At 68.7% G+C, this 15312-nt stretch carries 15 protein-coding genes; 5 read left to right on the top strand and 10 right to left on the bottom strand.

Translation table 11 applies throughout. The features are described from left to right. Nucleotides 1-43: 43 nt before the first annotated feature. The gene (locus tag AC1Z3W_RS11375) at nt 44-1432 is read right to left on the bottom strand and encodes a uracil-xanthine permease family protein (protein WP_175825330.1); all 1389 of its coding nucleotides are present in this window, start codon (nt 1430-1432) and stop codon (nt 44-46) included. Nucleotides 1433-1574: 142 nt separating this feature from the next. Then, the gene (locus AC1Z3W_RS11370; RefSeq protein ID WP_124832886.1) at nt 1575-2525 is read right to left on the bottom strand and encodes a LysR family transcriptional regulator; all 951 of its coding nucleotides are present in this window, start codon (nt 2523-2525) and stop codon (nt 1575-1577) included. 133 nt (nt 2526-2658) lie between these two features. Between AC1Z3W_RS11370 and AC1Z3W_RS11365 the strand changes: the two genes are divergently transcribed. The 4 genes from AC1Z3W_RS11365 (at nt 2659) to AC1Z3W_RS11350 (ending at nt 5687) form a co-directional block, all read left to right on the top strand. Beyond that, entirely contained in the window at nt 2659-3375 is a 717-nt protein-coding gene (locus tag AC1Z3W_RS11365; RefSeq protein ID WP_483507605.1) for an SDR family oxidoreductase, read from the top strand. Between the two features lie 196 nt (nt 3376-3571). Next, the gene (locus AC1Z3W_RS11360) at nt 3572-3907 is read left to right on the top strand and encodes a putative quinol monooxygenase (protein ID WP_057923862.1); all 336 of its coding nucleotides are present in this window, start codon (nt 3572-3574) and stop codon (nt 3905-3907) included. After that, entirely contained in the window at nt 3904-5061 is a 1158-nt protein-coding gene (locus AC1Z3W_RS11355; protein ID WP_483507604.1) for an iron-containing alcohol dehydrogenase, read from the top strand. The genes AC1Z3W_RS11360 and AC1Z3W_RS11355 overlap by 4 nt, the downstream gene beginning before the upstream one ends. Nucleotides 5062-5102: 41 nt before the next feature. After that, nucleotides 5103-5687, top strand: a complete 585-nt coding sequence (locus AC1Z3W_RS11350; protein ID WP_483507603.1) for a putative glycolipid-binding domain-containing protein — start codon at nt 5103-5105, stop codon at nt 5685-5687. A 20-nt stretch (nt 5688-5707) separates the two neighbouring features. On the opposite strand, the gene AC1Z3W_RS11345 is transcribed toward AC1Z3W_RS11350, so the two are convergent. Together AC1Z3W_RS11345 and AC1Z3W_RS11340 are read right to left on the bottom strand one after the other, a co-directional pair. Next, entirely contained in the window at nt 5708-6700 is a 993-nt protein-coding gene (locus AC1Z3W_RS11345; protein ID WP_483507602.1) for a sulfonate ABC transporter substrate-binding protein, read from the bottom strand. A gap of 210 nt (nt 6701-6910) precedes the next feature. After that, on the bottom strand, nt 6911-7318 hold the full coding sequence (locus tag AC1Z3W_RS11340) for a DUF427 domain-containing protein (protein WP_057923858.1): 408 nt from the start codon (nt 7316-7318) through the stop codon (nt 6911-6913). Nucleotides 7319-7685: 367 nt separating this feature from the next. Between AC1Z3W_RS11340 and AC1Z3W_RS11335 the strand changes: the two genes are divergently transcribed. Then, nucleotides 7686-9347: an ABC transporter substrate-binding protein gene (locus AC1Z3W_RS11335; protein ID WP_124832779.1), complete on the top strand. Its 1662-nt coding sequence runs from the start codon at nt 7686-7688 to the stop codon at nt 9345-9347. A gap of 47 nt (nt 9348-9394) precedes the next feature. On the opposite strand, the gene AC1Z3W_RS11330 is transcribed toward AC1Z3W_RS11335, so the two are convergent. From AC1Z3W_RS11330 to AC1Z3W_RS11305, 6 genes are all read right to left on the bottom strand, one after another. Beyond that, nucleotides 9395-10342 (bottom strand): TauD/TfdA dioxygenase family protein, encoded by a 948-nt coding sequence (locus AC1Z3W_RS11330; protein ID WP_124832778.1) that lies wholly within the window; start codon nt 10340-10342, stop codon nt 9395-9397. Between the two features lie 173 nt (nt 10343-10515). After that, nucleotides 10516-11472, bottom strand: coding sequence for a TauD/TfdA dioxygenase family protein (locus AC1Z3W_RS11325; protein ID WP_057923855.1), 957 nt, complete (start codon nt 11470-11472; stop codon nt 10516-10518). 162 nt (nt 11473-11634) lie between these two features. Further along, nucleotides 11635-12489, bottom strand: a complete 855-nt coding sequence (locus AC1Z3W_RS11320; RefSeq protein WP_483507601.1) for an ABC transporter ATP-binding protein — start codon at nt 12487-12489, stop codon at nt 11635-11637. 35 nt (nt 12490-12524) lie between these two features. Beyond that, the gene (locus AC1Z3W_RS11315) at nt 12525-13349 is read right to left on the bottom strand and encodes an ABC transporter permease (RefSeq protein ID WP_483507600.1); all 825 of its coding nucleotides are present in this window, start codon (nt 13347-13349) and stop codon (nt 12525-12527) included. A 22-nt stretch (nt 13350-13371) separates the two neighbouring features. Beyond that, on the bottom strand, nt 13372-14214 hold the full coding sequence (locus AC1Z3W_RS11310; RefSeq protein WP_057923852.1) for an ABC transporter permease: 843 nt from the start codon (nt 14212-14214) through the stop codon (nt 13372-13374). 15 nt (nt 14215-14229) lie between these two features. After that, nucleotides 14230-15312, bottom strand: a complete 1083-nt coding sequence (locus AC1Z3W_RS11305) for an ABC transporter substrate-binding protein (RefSeq protein ID WP_057923851.1) — start codon at nt 15310-15312, stop codon at nt 14230-14232.

Below are 15312 nucleotides of genomic sequence, written 5' to 3'. Positions count from 1 at the left end.
CGCGGCCCGTCCGTGGGGCCGCGTCGTCATGGAATCCGTGGCGTTACTTCTGTTCCGGCAGGAACCAGTTCATCACGAGCGCGCAGATGCCGCCCGTCGCGACACCCGATTCCAGCACGTTCTTCAGCGCATGCGGCAGGCTGTTCAGAATGTCCGGCACTTGCGACACGCCGAGACCGAGCGCGAGCGACACCGCGATGATCAGCAGCGCGCGGCGATCGAGCGGGATGCCGGACAGGATGTTGATGCCCGATGCGGCCACCGCGCCGAACATCACCATCGCCGCACCGCCGAGCACGGGCTCCGGCACGGCCTGCAGCGCGCCGGCGACGACCGGGAACAGGCCGAGCACCACGAGCATGCCCGCGATCCAGATGCCGACGTAGCGGCTCGCGACGCCGGTGATCTGGATCACGCCGTTGTTCTGTGCGAACACGGAGCTCGGGAACGTGTTGAACACGCCGGCCAGCAGCGAGTTCGCGCCGTTCACGAGCACGCCGCCCTTGATTCGCTGCATCCACACCGGCCCTTCGACCGGCTCCTTCGAGATCTTGCTGGTGGCGGTGACGTCGCCGATCGCTTCGAGCGACGTGACGAGGTAGATGATCAGCATCGGCACGAACAGCGACCACGAGAAGCCGATGCCGAAGTGCAGCGGCGTCGGGACCTGGAACAGCGCGGCCTGGTGCACGCCGGTGAAGTCGAGGCGGCCGAGCACCGCGGCCGCGGCATAGCCGATCACGAGGGCGATCACGAGCGCGGTGCTGCGCACCCACACGATCGGCACGCGGTTCAGCAGGATGATCGTGCCGAGCACGAGGCACGACAGCGTCAGGTTCTGGGCGCTCGCGAACGTGCCGTTGGCCATCGCGCCGTAGCCGCCGCCCATGCTGATGAGGCCGACCTTGATCAGCGTGAGGCCGATCAGCAGCACGACGATGCCGGTGACGAGCGGCGTGATCAGGCGCTTCACGAACGGCAGGATGCGCGACACGCCCATCTCGACGAACGAGCCGGCGATCACGACGCCGAAGATCGCGGCCATCACGGTCTCGACCGGCGTGCCTTGCTTGACCATCACGCTGCCGCCGGCGATCAGCGGGCCGACGAAGTTGAAGCTGGTGCCCTGCACGATCAGCAGGCCGGCGCCGAGCGGGCCGAAGCGCTTGCACTGCACGAACGTGGCAATGCCCGAAATCACGAGCGACATCGATACGATAAGGGTCGTATCCCGGCTCGATACGCCGAGCGCCTGGCAGATCAGCAGCCCGGGCGTGACGATCGGCACGATGATCGCCAGCAGATGCTGCAGCGCGGCGACGAACGCGACCATCGGCGCGGGCCGGTCATTGGGGCCATAGACGAGGTCGTGCGACGAATCTGCGTCGGCGGCGCCGTGGGCGGCAGATCGGGCGGGGGAAGCGGATTGCATGGCGAGCGGGCCGGACAAGGTGGAAAGTGCGGCATTTTAGCCGAAGGGCCCACCGGCGCCGCCCGGGTGCGCTGCAATAGTCGGGATTCGGGAAAGCGGTGCCGGATCCGTGCCGTCGAACGCGCGGCGCCGTAGCGGTTCGTCAGCGCGCGCGGCGCGGTGCGCGGGCTGTCGGATACGCGCGCCTGCACACGTCGATGACGACATCGCGCAGACGCCGATGCACGGCGTCCCCATGCATGCGCGGATGCCACAGTGCGGAGATCAGGATCTCGGGCAGCCGGACCGGTATCGCGAAGCTGCGCAGCCCCAGTGCGTCCACGAGCCCCGGCGTGAATGCGTTGCCGAGGCTCGAGCGCGGCACGAGCGCAATCAGGTCGGTGCCGGCCGCGACGCGCATCGCATCGGGATAGCCGGGCACCACGACCTGCACGGCATGAGCGGGGGCGAGCATGCCGGCCGGATCGTCCGCCGGCCCGCCGAAATCGCCGAGCTGCGATGCGATCACCTGACGGCAGGCGGCGTAGCGCGCGGGCGTGATCCTGGCCGCCGCGAACAGCGGATGCCCGGCGCGCGCCACCGCGACGTGCCCGTCGTGAAAGAGCTCGCGCGTGTGCAGCTCGGGGGCGTCGTCGCCGCGCTTGCCGATTTCCAGGTCGACCGTGCCGTCGCGCAGCGGCCCCGGATCGCGGTCGGGCTTGGGGACGAAACGCACGCGTACGCCGGGTGCGATGTCGCCGATCGCGGCGACCACCGGGCCGGCGAGCATGTCCATGAACGACGCCGCCGCGCGGAGGGTGAACGTGGACGAGCGTGTCGTCATGTCGATCTCGGCCGTTGCCGGCCGAAGCACGGCGCGCGCGTCGCACGCGATGGCATGCACGCGATCGCGCAATGCCGTCGCGTGCGGCGTCGGCACGAGCTTGCGCCCGGCACGCACGAGCAGTTGATCGCCGGTCGCGGTGCGCAGCCGCGTGAGCGTGCGGCTCATCGCGGAGGTGCTCAGTCCGAGCCGGCGCGCAGCCCCGGTCACGCTCCCTTCGGTCAGCAGCACGTCGAGCGCGGTGACGAGGTTCAGGTCGATGTCTTCCATCCGGACAGCATACGACATCGCGCCGCATGGCATGGCGTTTGATGCAACTATCGATTGAATTCGGTGCGTCTGGTGCACTGGATGGTGCGCACCTATAGTGGCTGGATGACGGACTTCGGCAAAGGTGGAACCCATGCAATCGACTGTATCGAACGCCAGGACGCCCTCGATCCTGCTCGTCGCGGCCTCGCGCGGCCTCGGGCTCGCGATGGCGGAGCAATTCCTGAACAAGGGCTGGCATGTCACCGGCACCGTGCGCGCCGGATCGGGGCGCACGAAGCTGCACGCGCTCGCCGAGCGCTTCGACGGGCGGCTCGAGATCGACACGCTCGACATCTGCGAGCCGGCGCAACTGGCCGCGTTGCGCGCACGCCTGGCGGGCCGGTGCTTCGACATGCTGTTCGTGAATGCCGGCACGACCAACGATCCGAACGAAACGATCGGCGAAGTCACGACCGACGAGTTCGTGCGCGTGATGATCACGAATGCGCTGGCGCCGATGCGCGTGATCGATGCGTTGCAGGATCTCGTGACCGCGGACGGCCTGATCGGCGAGATGTCGTCGGGGCAGGGCAGTGTCGCGAACAACGTCAGCGGCATGCGCGAGGTCTACCGCGGCAGCAAGGCCGCGCTGAACCAGTTCATGCGCAGTTTCGCGGCGCGCCAGGCCGGCACGCCGCGCGCGATGGTGCTGATGGCGCCGGGCTGGGTCCGCACGGAGCTCGGCGGGCCCGATGCGCGGCTGACGATCGACGAAAGCGTGCCGAGTCTCGTGAACGTGCTGATCGGGAAGCAGCGGCGCGCGGGGCTCGAATACCTCGACTACCAGGGGCGCACGGTGCCGTGGTAGCGGCCGGAGCCGCGGGGCGCGCGACGGTGCGCTGCACACGCTGCGCCGATTGCGCCGATTCAATACAATGCGACGTCGAGGCGTCGGCGCCGTGTCGGGCAGCCGGCCGCCATGTTCGATGCGCGGTATCGATGAGCGACCGCGCATTGTGGAATGACGACCCGTCGGCGGGTCACCGGCGAATACGGAGCGCAGCATGAATGAACCTTACCTGCAGGTCATCGCGCATTACTTCGCGAAACCCGGCAACGGCGAGCGCGTGATTGAACTGCTCGCGGAACTCGCGCCGGCCACGCGCGCCGAGCCGAAAAACCTCGACTACGCGTATTTCCGGTCGCCGGTCGACCCGGATCACATCGTGATCCTCGAGCGTTACCGCGATGCCGACGGCCTCGACGTGCATCGGGAAACGCCGCATTTCCAGCGGATCGGTGTCGGCGCGATCATTCCGTTGCTCGATCGCCGCGACGTGACGCGCTACATGGTGCAGCCGGACACCGGCACGGCGACGCCACCGGGAGGCACTCGATGAACCCGTTTCAGTTCCGTACCGTTCCGACGCAAATCGTCGAATTCGGCGCCGCGCGCCGGCTCGGCGCGCTGTTGCGCGAACGCTTTCCGGCGCTCGTGCGGCTGTGCGTCGTCACCGACGCGTTCCTGCATCGCAGCGGCGTGCTCGCGCCTGCGCTCGAGAGCCTGGCCGCGCACGGCTGGCAGGTGACCGTGATCGACGACGTGATAGCCGATCCGCCCGAGCACGTGGTGCTCGAAGCGACCGCGCGGGCGGTGGCGGCCGACGCCGAGATCGTGCTCGGCCTCGGCGGCGGTTCGTCGATGGACGTCGCGAAGCTGATCGCGGTGCTCGCGCCGGGGCGGCAGGCGCTGGCCGACATGTACGGTGTCGACAAGGTCGCCACGTCGCGGCTGCCGCTCGTGCAGATGCCGACCACGGCCGGCACCGGCTCCGAAGTGACGGCCGTGTCGATCGTCACGGTCGGCGAGGCGCGCAAGATGGGCGTCGTGTCGCCGCACCTGTTCGCGGACGTCGCGATCCTCGACGCGGAGCTGACGCTCGGGCTGCCGCGCGCGGCAACGGCCGCGACGGGCATCGACGCGATGGTGCATGCGATCGAGGCCTATACGTCGTCGCGGCTGAAGAACCCGGTGTCCGACCTGCTGGCCGCGCGGGCGTTGACGCTGCTGTCGCGCAACCTGCTGAAGGCCTGCGACGACGGCCGCGATCGCCATGCGCGCGAAGCGATGCTGGTCGGCGCGATGTTCGCGGGCCAGGCGTTCGCGAACGCGCCGGTCGCGGCCGTGCATGCGCTGGCCTATCCGGTCGGCGGCATCTTCCACGTGCCGCACGGGTTGTCGAACGCGCTCGTGCTGCCGCACGTGTTGCGCTTCAACGCACCGGCCGCCGCGCCGCTGTATGCGGAGCTCGCGGCGATCGTCGCGCCGTCGGCGACGGGCAGCGACGAAGCGAGGACGCAGGCGTTGATCGACGAGATCGATCGCCTGATCGTCGCGACGGGCATTCCGCGCATGCTGCGCGAGGTCGGCATCGGCGAGGGCGACCTGCCGAGGATGGCGTCGGATGCGATGTTGCAGACGCGCCTGCTCGTGAACAATCCGCGCGAAGTGACGGAAGCCGACGCGCTCGCGATCTATCGGCACGCGTGGTGATGCGGCGCGCGTGACTCACCCGATCGACAGGAGACGGCGACATGGCGCAACCGGACGAAGCGGCGCATACGCGATGCGTCGCATGGCAGATCACGCAGACCTGGCAGGCGGCCGAATGGTGCAGGCTCGTCGAGACGCGCGCGGGCATCGATCTGTCGGGAGCGGTCGCGGGCGCGATCGACGGCACGCCGTTTCGCGTCGACTATGCGATCGTGTGCGGCGCCGACTGGCTGACGCGCTCGGCGCGCGTGACGCACTGGCTCGGCGCGGCGCCGCCCAGGCAGTTCGAGATCGAATGTGAAGCGGGGCGCTGGACGGTCGGCGGCGCCGACGCGCCGGCACTCGCGGGTGCGACCGACATCGATCTCGGCTTCAGCCCGTCGACCAATACGCTGCCGATCCGGCGTCTCGGACTTGAAGTCGGCGCGTCGGTCGTCATCCATACCGCATGGCTGCGTTTTCCGGAGTTCGAGATCGTGCGTGGCGAGCAGCGCTATGCGCGCACCGCGCAGCGCGTGTACCGCTACGAGAGCGGCACGTATGCGGCCGACATCGCTATCGACGGCGCGGGCCTCGTCACCGATTACGACGAATGGCGGCGGATCGGCGCGACGCGTGAGCCGTAACGCGTCGCGGCAGCGGTGCGTCAGCGCGCGTTGGCGACCGTCACCTTGCCGGGAATCAGCTTCAGCGTGCTGAACGCGTCGGCGATGTTCTGCTGGTAGGCGAGCGTCGCATCGGTAACGGGCTGCACGCCGTAGCCGGTCCGCTTGAGCGCGACTTCGAGCGTCGGCGCGTCGAGGCCGACGAGCGGCGACAGTTGCGCGGCGACTTCCGGAATGTGGTCGCGTCCCCAGCGATCGACCGCGTCGACTTCCTCGAGCAGCGTGCGCAGCACCTGCGGCTGCGCGGCCGCATACTTGCGCGCGGCGAGGTAGTACTGCGTGTTGCGCACGAGTCCGTCGCCGTTCGCGACCACGCGCGCGCCGAGCTGCCGTTCGGCGGCGGCCAGATACGGATCCCAGATCACCCACGCATCGACGCTGCGCTGCACGAATGCGGCGCGCGCGTCGGCGGGCGTCAGGTAGATCGGCTGGATGTCGGCATACGTGAGGCCCGCATGTTCGAGCGCCTTCACGAGCAGGTAGTGGACGTTCGAGCCCTTGTTGAGCACGACCTTCTTGCCGCGCAACTGCGCGACGGTGCGGATCGGTGAATCGGGCAGCACGACGATCGCCTCGCCGTGCGGTGCGGGCGGTTCGTTGCCGATATAGACGAAATCGACGCCTGCGGCCTGCGCGAAGATCGGCGGTGTCTCGCCGACCGTGCCGACGTCGATCGCGCCGGCGTTCAGCCCTTCGAGCAATTGCGGGCCGGCCGGGAACTCGAGCCATTGCACCGCCACGCCCTGGCTTGCGAGCCGCTTCTCGAGCGTGCCGCGCGCCTTGAGCACGACGAAGTTTCCGTACTTCTGGAAGCCGATGCGCAGCCGCTTGTCGCCGCCCTGGGCCCGTGCGGGCAGGCCCGCGAGCGGGCCGAGCGCGAGCCCGGCCAGCCCGGCGGCCGCGCCGTGCAGCCAATGGCGGCGGCGCGGGTTTGCCGGGGTCGTTTCAAGGTCTGCGTGCGGTGTGTCGTTCATCGAGGCGTCCTGCTGGCGGGTTCACGGGTCGCGCTTGCGGCGCGATCGGCGCAGGACACGGCCGGATGCGGGCGAGGCGCGCGACCGGCCGGCCCGCGCCGGATTCACGACGATACGGCCGCGCGGGCCGGCGGCCAACCAATGAATCCGCATATGCAAATCAGCGCCCGGACGATACGCGAACGACAGGCCGGCAGGGCGCCGATGCGCTCAATCGGTGCCGAGCGGGCTTTCCTCGATCGAGTCGACGCGGTCCGGATAGAACGCGAGATGCGCGCGGATCGATTCGACGGCCGGGTACGGATGCTCGTACGTCCACACCGCGTTGATCGAGCGTTCGCCGCCGGCGGGGATCGAGTAGTACGCGCAATCGCCCTTGTACGGGCAGTACGTCGCATGGTCGGTGCGTTGCAGCAGCGACATGTCGGCGTCTTCGCGCGGAATGTAGAGCACGGCCGGATAGCTGGCTTCGCGCAGCGCCAGCGCGTGGCGCGTGTCGGCGACGGTCTTGCCGGCCACCTTGACCACGACGCGCGACGGATGCGGTTCGATCGTGATCGGATGATCGGGGCCCGGCGACTTTACGGGGCGAGAGGGCGTATCAGGGCTGATCGACATCGTGGGTCCTCCAGGAAGGGGCGGCGCGCGGGCTGGCGCGCCGTGCCGGAACGCGCGCCGGGCGGATCCCCGCGCGCCGGTGCTGGCGTCGGCCAACCGATACGATGCGCCAATTCCCGAGAACCTGCAGGGGGCCGGAAGGCGGCGCGCGGTGCCGGACGAAGGGTGTCGATGTGCGACGCAGGGTGGGCCGCCGCTGCGGTGTTCGCCGGCATGTCCGCGGCGCTCGCATGAACATTTCGATGCAGTGGCAGCGAGATGTATCCGCCGCGATAAGCAACGCGGAACTAATTGGTAAGCGATCGGCGGGTGGCGCGCGAAGATCGGCAGTCGTCATTTGCATGACAGTCCTTCCTCGACCACCACCATGAAGATTCCATTCTCCTCATCCGCCGCGCATCGCGCGCGGCGCACGTCCGTTGCCGTCGTGGCGTTGCGCGGCATGGCCGCGTCGCTGCTATTCGCCGGCGCGCTCACGCACGCATTCGCGGTACCGGCCGGCAAGACGCTCGTGTACTGCAGCGAGGGTAGCCCGGCCGGCTTCGATCCGGGCCAGCACACGACCAGCACCGATTTCGACGCGAGCACGTACACGATCTACAACGGGCTCGTGCAGTTCAAGCGCGGCACGCTCGATCTCGTACCGTCGCTCGCGACGAGCTGGGACGTGTCGTCCGACCAGCGCGTCTACACGTTCCACTTGCGGCGCGGCGTGAAGTTCCAGACGACCGCGTGGTTCAAGCCGACGCGTCCGTTCCAGGCGGACGACGTCATGTTCACGTTTCGCCGGATGCTCGATCCCGACGATCCGTTCCGCAAGGCCTACCCGGTCAGCTTCCCGTATTTCAGCGATCTCGGTTTCGACCGCAATATCGAGCGCATCGAAAAAATCGACGACGATACCGTGCGCTTCGTTCTGAAATCGCCCGACGTCGTGTTCGTGCGCAATCTCGCGATGGCGTTCGCGTCGGTCCTGTCGGCAGAATATGCGTCGCAGCTGGCGGCACGCCATCGCGAGGCCGACATCAACCAGTTCCCGGTCGGCACCGGGCCGTTCCAGCTGCGTGCGTACCAGAAGGACGCGGTGATCCGCTACGACGCGAACTCCGATTACTGGAAACCGGACGACGTGAAGCTCGCGCATCTCGTGTTCGCGATCACGCCCGATCCGGCCGCGCGCCTGCAGAAGCTCACGGCTGGCGAGTGCCAGGTGTCGGTGTTCCCGCGGCCGGCCGATCTCGAGACCGTGCGGCGCGATTCGAAGCTGACGCTGTTTTCGGGGACGGGCTTCAACGTCGGCTTCGTCGCGTACAACACGCAGCATCCGCCGCTCGATCGCGTCGACGTGCGGCGCGCGCTCGACATCGCGGTCGACAAGACGGCGATCGTCAAGACCGTGTTCAACGGCGATGCGACGATTGCGACGAACCCGATGCCGCCCGCGCAATGGTCGTACAACCCCCGCCTGAAAGACGCCCCGCGCGATCCGGCCGCCGCGAAGGCGTTGCTCGCGCAAGCGGGGTTCCCGAACGGCTTCGACCTGACGCTGTGGGCGATGCCGGTGCAGCGACCGTACAACCCGAACGCGCAGCTGATGGCGCAACTGATCCAGCAGGACTGGGCGAAGATCGGCGTGCGCGCGAAGATCGTCAGCTACGAGTGGGGCGAATACAATCGCCGCGCGAAACGCGACGGGCAGCACGACGCGATCCTGTACGGCTGGTCCGGAGACAACGGCGACCCCGACAACTGGCTCGGCACGCTGCTCGGCTGCGATGCAGTGCACGGCAGCAATCTCGCGAAGTGGTGCAACGCGGATTTCGAGCGGCTCGTCAGCGCGGCGCGCTCGAACGCGGACGTCGCGAAACGCACGTCGCTTTACGAGCAGGCGCAGGTCGTGTTCAAGGATCAGGTGCCGTTCACGCCGATCGCGACGTCTATCGTGTCGCTGCCGGTCTCGAAGCGTGTGCACGGGCTGACGTTCTCGCCGCTCGGCGGACACCGGTTCGACGGCGTGTGGCTGGATTGAAGCAGGGCAGCCGGCGCGTGCGGGCGCGCCGGCTATCGAAGCGATGGTCAGTTCAGTGCGACTGCGCCCGCTGCCTCGACCGACGAGCCTTCGAGCGCGACGGATGCCCGGCCGTCGGGGCCGACCGGCACGTCGCCGACGAGCGTCGTCCGGTAGAGCTGGCGATCGAAGTCGAGGTCGAAGATGTCGACCGGCGCGAGATGCGCGGTCGTGCGGTTGTCCCAGAACGCGATGCTGCGCGGTTCCCACTTGAAGCGGATCGTGAATTCCGGCCGCGTCACGTGTTCCCACAGCAGTTCGAGCAGGGCCTGGCTCTCGCGCGGCGTCAGCCCGACGATCGACTTCAGGAAACTCGGGCTCACGTACAGCGCACGTTCGTCGGTTTCCGGATGCACGCGCACCAGCGGATGCTCGGTCACGAGCGGGCGGCGCTCGACAGCTTCGTCGAACGCGCCGGTCGCGCGCGCACCGGCCGGCGGCGTGAAGCGATGGATGCCGCGCAACCCGTCGACGAAGCGGCGCAGCGGCGCGGACAGCGTTTCGTATGCACGCACGAGGTTGGTCCAGTACGTGTCGCCGCCGTACGGCGGGATCGTCACGCCGCGCAGGATCGACGCCCACGGCGGATTGACGGCGGCGGTCACGTCGGTGTGCCAGCCCGTCCACGGCCGGCGCACCGGCTCGCCTTCGAAACGCGTCGCCTTGCGATGCTTCGCGATCGAATAGACGGCCGGATGACCTTCGACGTGGCCGAACACCGGGTGGCCGACGGTCGGCTCGCCGAACTGCGCGGAAAACGCAACGTGCTGCTCGTGCGTGAGGAATTGTTCGCGGAAGAAGATCACGCGCCATTTCAGCAGCGCGGCGCGAATTGCGGCGATCTGCAGCGTGGTCAACGGTTGGGTGAGGTCGATGCCGCGAATCTCCGCGCCGATGTGGGCGGACAGCGGGATCACGTCGACCGGCTGGGCGGCGGGTTCGGGTAGTGCGCTCATGCGACGCTCCTGGCGGAAGTGAACGAGACGGACGGGCGGCGACATCGTTGCGCATGAATGCGCTGACCCGGTAGCGGGAAGGTCATGATCGGATCCTCCGGTCGGGAATGCGGGAATGCAGGCGTGGCGGCGCGCACGGCGGCGGCTGACGCTACCACCGTGCGCGGCGAACGTCATTGCAGCGTCGCGCCCGGCCCCTTCAGCACGACGCTGCGGCGGCCGTCGATGCCGACCGGCACGTCGCCGTGGACGGTTGCGCGACGCACGACGCGGCGTGCATCGCCGTAGTCGTTGATCGCATAGTGCTGCGTCGCGCGGTTGTCCCAGATCGCGACGTCGCCTTGCTGCCAGCTCCAGCGCACGGTGTTCTCGAGGCGCGTCACGTGTTCGTGGAATACCTGCAGCAGATGCGCGGAATCCTGCGACGACAATCCCTTGAGCTTCTGCACGAAGTGTCCGAGCACGAGCGTGCGCTCGCCGGTCTCCGGATGCACGCGCACGACCGGGTGCTCGGTTTCGTAGACGGTCGACGTGAACACCTCGCGGTAGCGCTTCAGTTGCGTGTCGTCGGCGTGCACGTGCGTCGACGCGTAGTCGTAGGCGTTCGTGTGCACTGCCCACAGCGTGTCGGCGAGCGCACGCAGCGGCTCCGGCAGATGCGAATAGGCGGCCGCCGTGTTGGCCCACACGGTGTCGCCGCCGAACGGCGGAATCACGACTGCGCGCAGGATCGACACCTTCGGGTACGCGTCGACGAACGTCACGTCGGTGTGCCACGAATTGGCGCGCGCGCCGTGCGCGGAGTCGAGTTCGAGCAGGTGCGCGCTGCCGTCGACGGACGGTACGGTCGGATGCGCGACGGTGTGGCCGAAGCGACGCGCGAATGCTTCCTGAGCGGTGTCGTCGAGATGGCCCTGATTGCGGAAGAACAGCACCTTATGGCGCAGCAGCGCGGCCTGGATCGCGTCGAACGTCGCGTCGTCGAGCGTGCTCGACAGCCGGACACCGGCGATCTCGGCGCCGATCCGGCCGGCGACCTGGCGAAGCTGAAGCGGAACGGCGGCCGTGCGCGGCGCGGCGGTGTGCGAAGCATGCGATGACGGGTGGGCGGCGTGCTGGACGTCGGACATCGGGAGTCTCCTGGGTCGGGTCGGTCGAGTCTCCATTCAAACAGGGCGCGCGCGAAACCGGAACCGATGAATCGTCACAACCTTAGCGTGCGCCGTGATGATCGATATGTATCGTCATGCTGAGCGATTCGCGAGCGGCATCGGGTCGGCCGCGTCATGGCGTTACCACGCGAGCCGCCATGCGCCGATCCGGTGCGCATCGGACGCATCGACGTGTTTCGCGCCGCCGCTGTCGCTGCCGCTGCCTCCGGGCGGTTCGCGATCGTCGAAGTCGGCGAGCACCGTGTCGCGCAGCCGCGCGAATTCCGGTGAGTCGCGCCGGCGCGGCCGAGGCAGCGCGACATCGACGATACGCTCGATGCGACCCGGGCGCGGCGCCATCGTGACGACGCGATCGCCGAGATACACGGCCTCGTCGACATCGTGCGTGACGAGCACCATCGTGATGCGCTCCTGCTCCCAGATGCGCAGCAGTTCGTTCTGCATCCGCGCTCGGGTCTGTGCATCGAGTGCACCGAACGGTTCGTCGAGCAGCAGCACGCGCGGCCGGTTCACGAGCCCGCGCGCGATCGCGACGCGCTGCGCCATCCCGCCCGACAGCTGGTTCGGGTACGCATGCTCGAAGCCGTTCAACCCGACGAGTGCGATGTGCTCGGCCACCGCGCGCCGCTTGGCAGTCGCATCGAGCGGCGCGTTGCGCAGCGCGGCTTCGACGTTCTGCGCGACCGTCAGCCACGGGAATAGCCGGTGATCCTGGAACACGATCCCGCGCTGCAGTGACGTGTCGCGCACCCATTCGTCCCCGGCGCGGATCTCGCCCGCGTAGTCGGTATCGAGCCCGGCGATCAGCCGCAGCAAGGTCGACTTGCCGCAGCCGCTCGCGCCGACGATCGTGACGAACTCGCCGGCACGCACGTGCAGCGACACGTCGTCGAGCACGGCGAGCGATGTGCCGCGTTGCGCATAGCGCTTGCTCACGTGGAGGATATCGAGCGAATCGGAAGCGAGGGTCGTCATGGCAGAGAAGGCGGCAACAGGAAAGAGGAGGGCGATCAGCGGCGCAGGTCGCCGCGCCGGGCCAGCACCTTGCGTTCGATCGCGCGCGCGATCGCGTTCAGCGCCCAGCCGGTCACGCCGACGACGATGATCCCGAACAGCACGAGGTCCATCCGGAACTGCTCGCTGCCGTCGATCAGCGTGTTGCCGATCCCGCTGCCCGCGACGAGCAGGTATTCGGCGCCGAGCGTCGCGAGCCACGAGTAGATGAGGCCGAGATACAGCCCGGTGAAGATCGACGGCAATGCGGCGGGCAGGATCACGTAACGCACCAGCTGAAGCCGCGAATAACGCAGCGCGCGGGCGACGTCGACATACGCGCGCGGCACCGCATGGATGCCGTCGCACGTATGCGCGGCGACCGGCAGTAGCGCGGCGAGCGACAGGAACACGACCTTGGCGACGTCGCCGAGGCCGAACCATACGGAAATCAGCGGAATCCACGCGAACAGCGAGATCTGCTTGAACGTGTCGAAGCTCGGGTCGACGACGCGCGCGGCGATGCGCGACAGCCCGAGCGCGGCGCCGAGCAGCAGACCGCCGGTCGCGCCGATCGCGAAGCCGCATGCTTCGCGTGCGAGCGACGCGGACAGTGCGCGCGCCAGCGCACCGCTGGCCGCCTGGGTCCACGCGGTGTGCAGCACGTCGGCGGGGCCGACCAGCAAGCCGCTTTTGACGAGATGCGCGGACGAGACGGCCCACCAGAGCGCGAGCGCGGCGAGCGGCAGGACGAAGCCGCGCCAGTCGGGCACGGGAAAGCGGCGGGCGGCCGCGATGGCAGGCGATGCGGTGTCTGGCGTCGACGTGGAGGCAGGCGGCACGGAAGGGCTCCTTGAATCGGGTTCAGCCGCGGAACGCGGACGGCACGCCGCGGCGCAGCCGTGCCTCGAGCGCGTCGAGCAGCCGGTTGATCGCGAGGCCGACCGCGCCGACGACGATCACCGCCGCCATCACGAGATCGAGCTGGAACAGCTGGCGGCCGTACACGATCAGGTAGCCGAGCCCTTCCGACGACGCGACGAGTTCGACGACGACGAGCGCGAGCCACGATTTCGTGAACGCGAGCCGCACGCCGGTCGCGAGCGTCGGGATCGCGGCCGGCAGCACGACGTGGACGATGCGCTGGCGGCGCGTGTAGCCGAACACGCGCGCGGCTTCGTCGAGCGCGGGCGGCGTCTGGCGGAACCCCTGCAGCGTGCTCATCGTCACGGGAACGAGGGCGGCATGCGCGATCAGCAGGTACTTCAGCGGCTCGCCGACGCCGACGAGCAGCAGCAGGAACGGCAGCCAGCCGAGCACGGGAATCTGCACGAGCGCGTTGAAGCTCGGCAGCACATAGGCTTCCAGCGTGCGCGACAGCCCGAGCGCCGCACCGGTCGCGAAACCGAGCAGCGTGCCGGCCGCGAAGCCGACCAGCACGCGCTGCAGGCTGATCAGCGTGTGGCGCACGAGATCGCCGCTCGCCGCGAGCTCCGCGAGCGAGTCGGCCACCCGTCCGGGCGGCGGCAGGATCTGCGGCGCGATCCAGCCGCGCGCGCTGCCGACGGTCCATAGCACGAACAGCAGCGCGGGCAGCGCCCACGGCGCGAGCCGCCACGCCACGCGTCTCGCGCTCGCCGCGCGGGGCGGCAGCGCGGCGAGCGCGTGCGGGTCGGATGACGGACGCGGAAGCGCGGTATCGCTCATCGGGGGCGGTCCGGGTCAGGAGAGGGGCTTGCCGGCCGCGTCGTAACGCGGCCAGTAGTGTTCGAGGTGCTGCGCGCGCAACGCGTTGTCGAGATACTTCGGCTCGAACCAGCCGTCGACTTCGACCGGCTGACGGATCAGTTTCAGCTTCAGCGCATCCTGTGCGACGGCCTTGTAGCGCGCGATCACGAACGGGTCGATCAGCGGCGACAAGCGGTCTTTCAGGCGCTGGTTCGCATAGTCGGCCTGCCATGACGCATACGGCACGCCGCTTTTTGCCCACAGCTTGAATAGCGCATCGCGGTTCGCCTCGTCGGACGACCATTGCGCACCTTTCACGAACGCGTTGACGACGCGCTGCACGATGTCCGGATGCGCGCGCTCGAAGTCGTCGAGCACGAGCAGGTGGGTCTGGCGCGTGAACTGCGGGCCGTCGTTCTGCGATTCGTAGATGATCTTCGCGAGGCCGGCGTCGCGCAGCTTGTACAGCTGATAGTCGCCGACCGAGGCATCGATGCCCTTCGACGCGAGCGCGGCGAGCGCACTCGCGGAGTCGAGGTTGATCACGCGCAGGTCGCGTTCGCTCAGGCTGTTCTTCGCGAGCGCGTTGTCGGCGACGAGCTGCAGGTTGGTGCCGCGGAAAATCGATACGCGGCGGCCCTTCAGGTCCGTGATCGAGCGGATGCCGGAGTCGGGCGGCACCGCGATCTTGACGCCCGAGCGCACGCTGGCCGCGAGCAGCAGGCGCGTCTTGATCCCGTTCGCGCGCGCGAGCACGGACGGCAGGTCGCCCTGGTACGCGAAGTCGAGCGCCTTATCGGCGATCGCCTCGTTGACAGCCGGGCCCGCGCCCTTGAAGAACAGCCACTGCACCTTGATGCCGTCGGCCGCGAATTCCTTTTCGACGAGCTGCTGGAGCTGCACGGTGGCCGCGCTCGATCCGCCGAAGGTCGGCGGATCGCCGGCGCCCTGCTGGGCGACGCCGATGCGGATGGTGGCGGGCTCGCCGGCATGCGCGGCGGCAGCGGGTAACGCAACGAGGGACGCGATCAGCAGCGATCGCAGCAGGCGCAATGGAGAGTGAAATCGGTCGATCAT

The sequence above is a fragment of the Burkholderia sp. 10_S31 genome, assembly GCF_056930375.1.
Note: the sequence above shows the minus strand (reverse complement) of the source record. Positions and strands in the feature narration are given on the sequence as shown.

Coding starts and splice junctions, on each gene's coding strand:
- AC1Z3W_RS11375 (WP_175825330.1), bottom strand. CDS start 1,432: ATGCAATCCGCTTCCCCCGCCCGATCTGCCGCCCACGGCGCCGCCGAC.
- AC1Z3W_RS11370 (WP_124832886.1), bottom strand. CDS start 2,525: ATGGAAGACATCGACCTGAACCTCGTCACCGCGCTCGACGTGCTGCTG.
- AC1Z3W_RS11365 (WP_483507605.1), top strand. CDS start 2,659: ATGCAATCGACTGTATCGAACGCCAGGACGCCCTCGATCCTGCTCGTC.
- AC1Z3W_RS11360 (WP_057923862.1), top strand. CDS start 3,572: ATGAATGAACCTTACCTGCAGGTCATCGCGCATTACTTCGCGAAACCC.
- AC1Z3W_RS11355 (WP_483507604.1), top strand. CDS start 3,904: ATGAACCCGTTTCAGTTCCGTACCGTTCCGACGCAAATCGTCGAATTC.
- AC1Z3W_RS11350 (WP_483507603.1), top strand. CDS start 5,103: ATGGCGCAACCGGACGAAGCGGCGCATACGCGATGCGTCGCATGGCAG.
- AC1Z3W_RS11345 (WP_483507602.1), bottom strand. CDS start 6,700: ATGAACGACACACCGCACGCAGACCTTGAAACGACCCCGGCAAACCCG.
- AC1Z3W_RS11340 (WP_057923858.1), bottom strand. CDS start 7,318: ATGTCGATCAGCCCTGATACGCCCTCTCGCCCCGTAAAGTCGCCGGGC.
- AC1Z3W_RS11335 (WP_124832779.1), top strand. CDS start 7,686: ATGAAGATTCCATTCTCCTCATCCGCCGCGCATCGCGCGCGGCGCACG.
- AC1Z3W_RS11330 (WP_124832778.1), bottom strand. CDS start 10,342: ATGAGCGCACTACCCGAACCCGCCGCCCAGCCGGTCGACGTGATCCCG.
- AC1Z3W_RS11325 (WP_057923855.1), bottom strand. CDS start 11,472: ATGTCCGACGTCCAGCACGCCGCCCACCCGTCATCGCATGCTTCGCAC.
- AC1Z3W_RS11320 (WP_483507601.1), bottom strand. CDS start 12,489: ATGACGACCCTCGCTTCCGATTCGCTCGATATCCTCCACGTGAGCAAG.
- AC1Z3W_RS11310 (WP_057923852.1), bottom strand. CDS start 14,214: ATGAGCGATACCGCGCTTCCGCGTCCGTCATCCGACCCGCACGCGCTC.
- AC1Z3W_RS11305 (WP_057923851.1), bottom strand. CDS start 15,312: ATGATCGACCGATTTCACTCTCCATTGCGCCTGCTGCGATCGCTGCTG.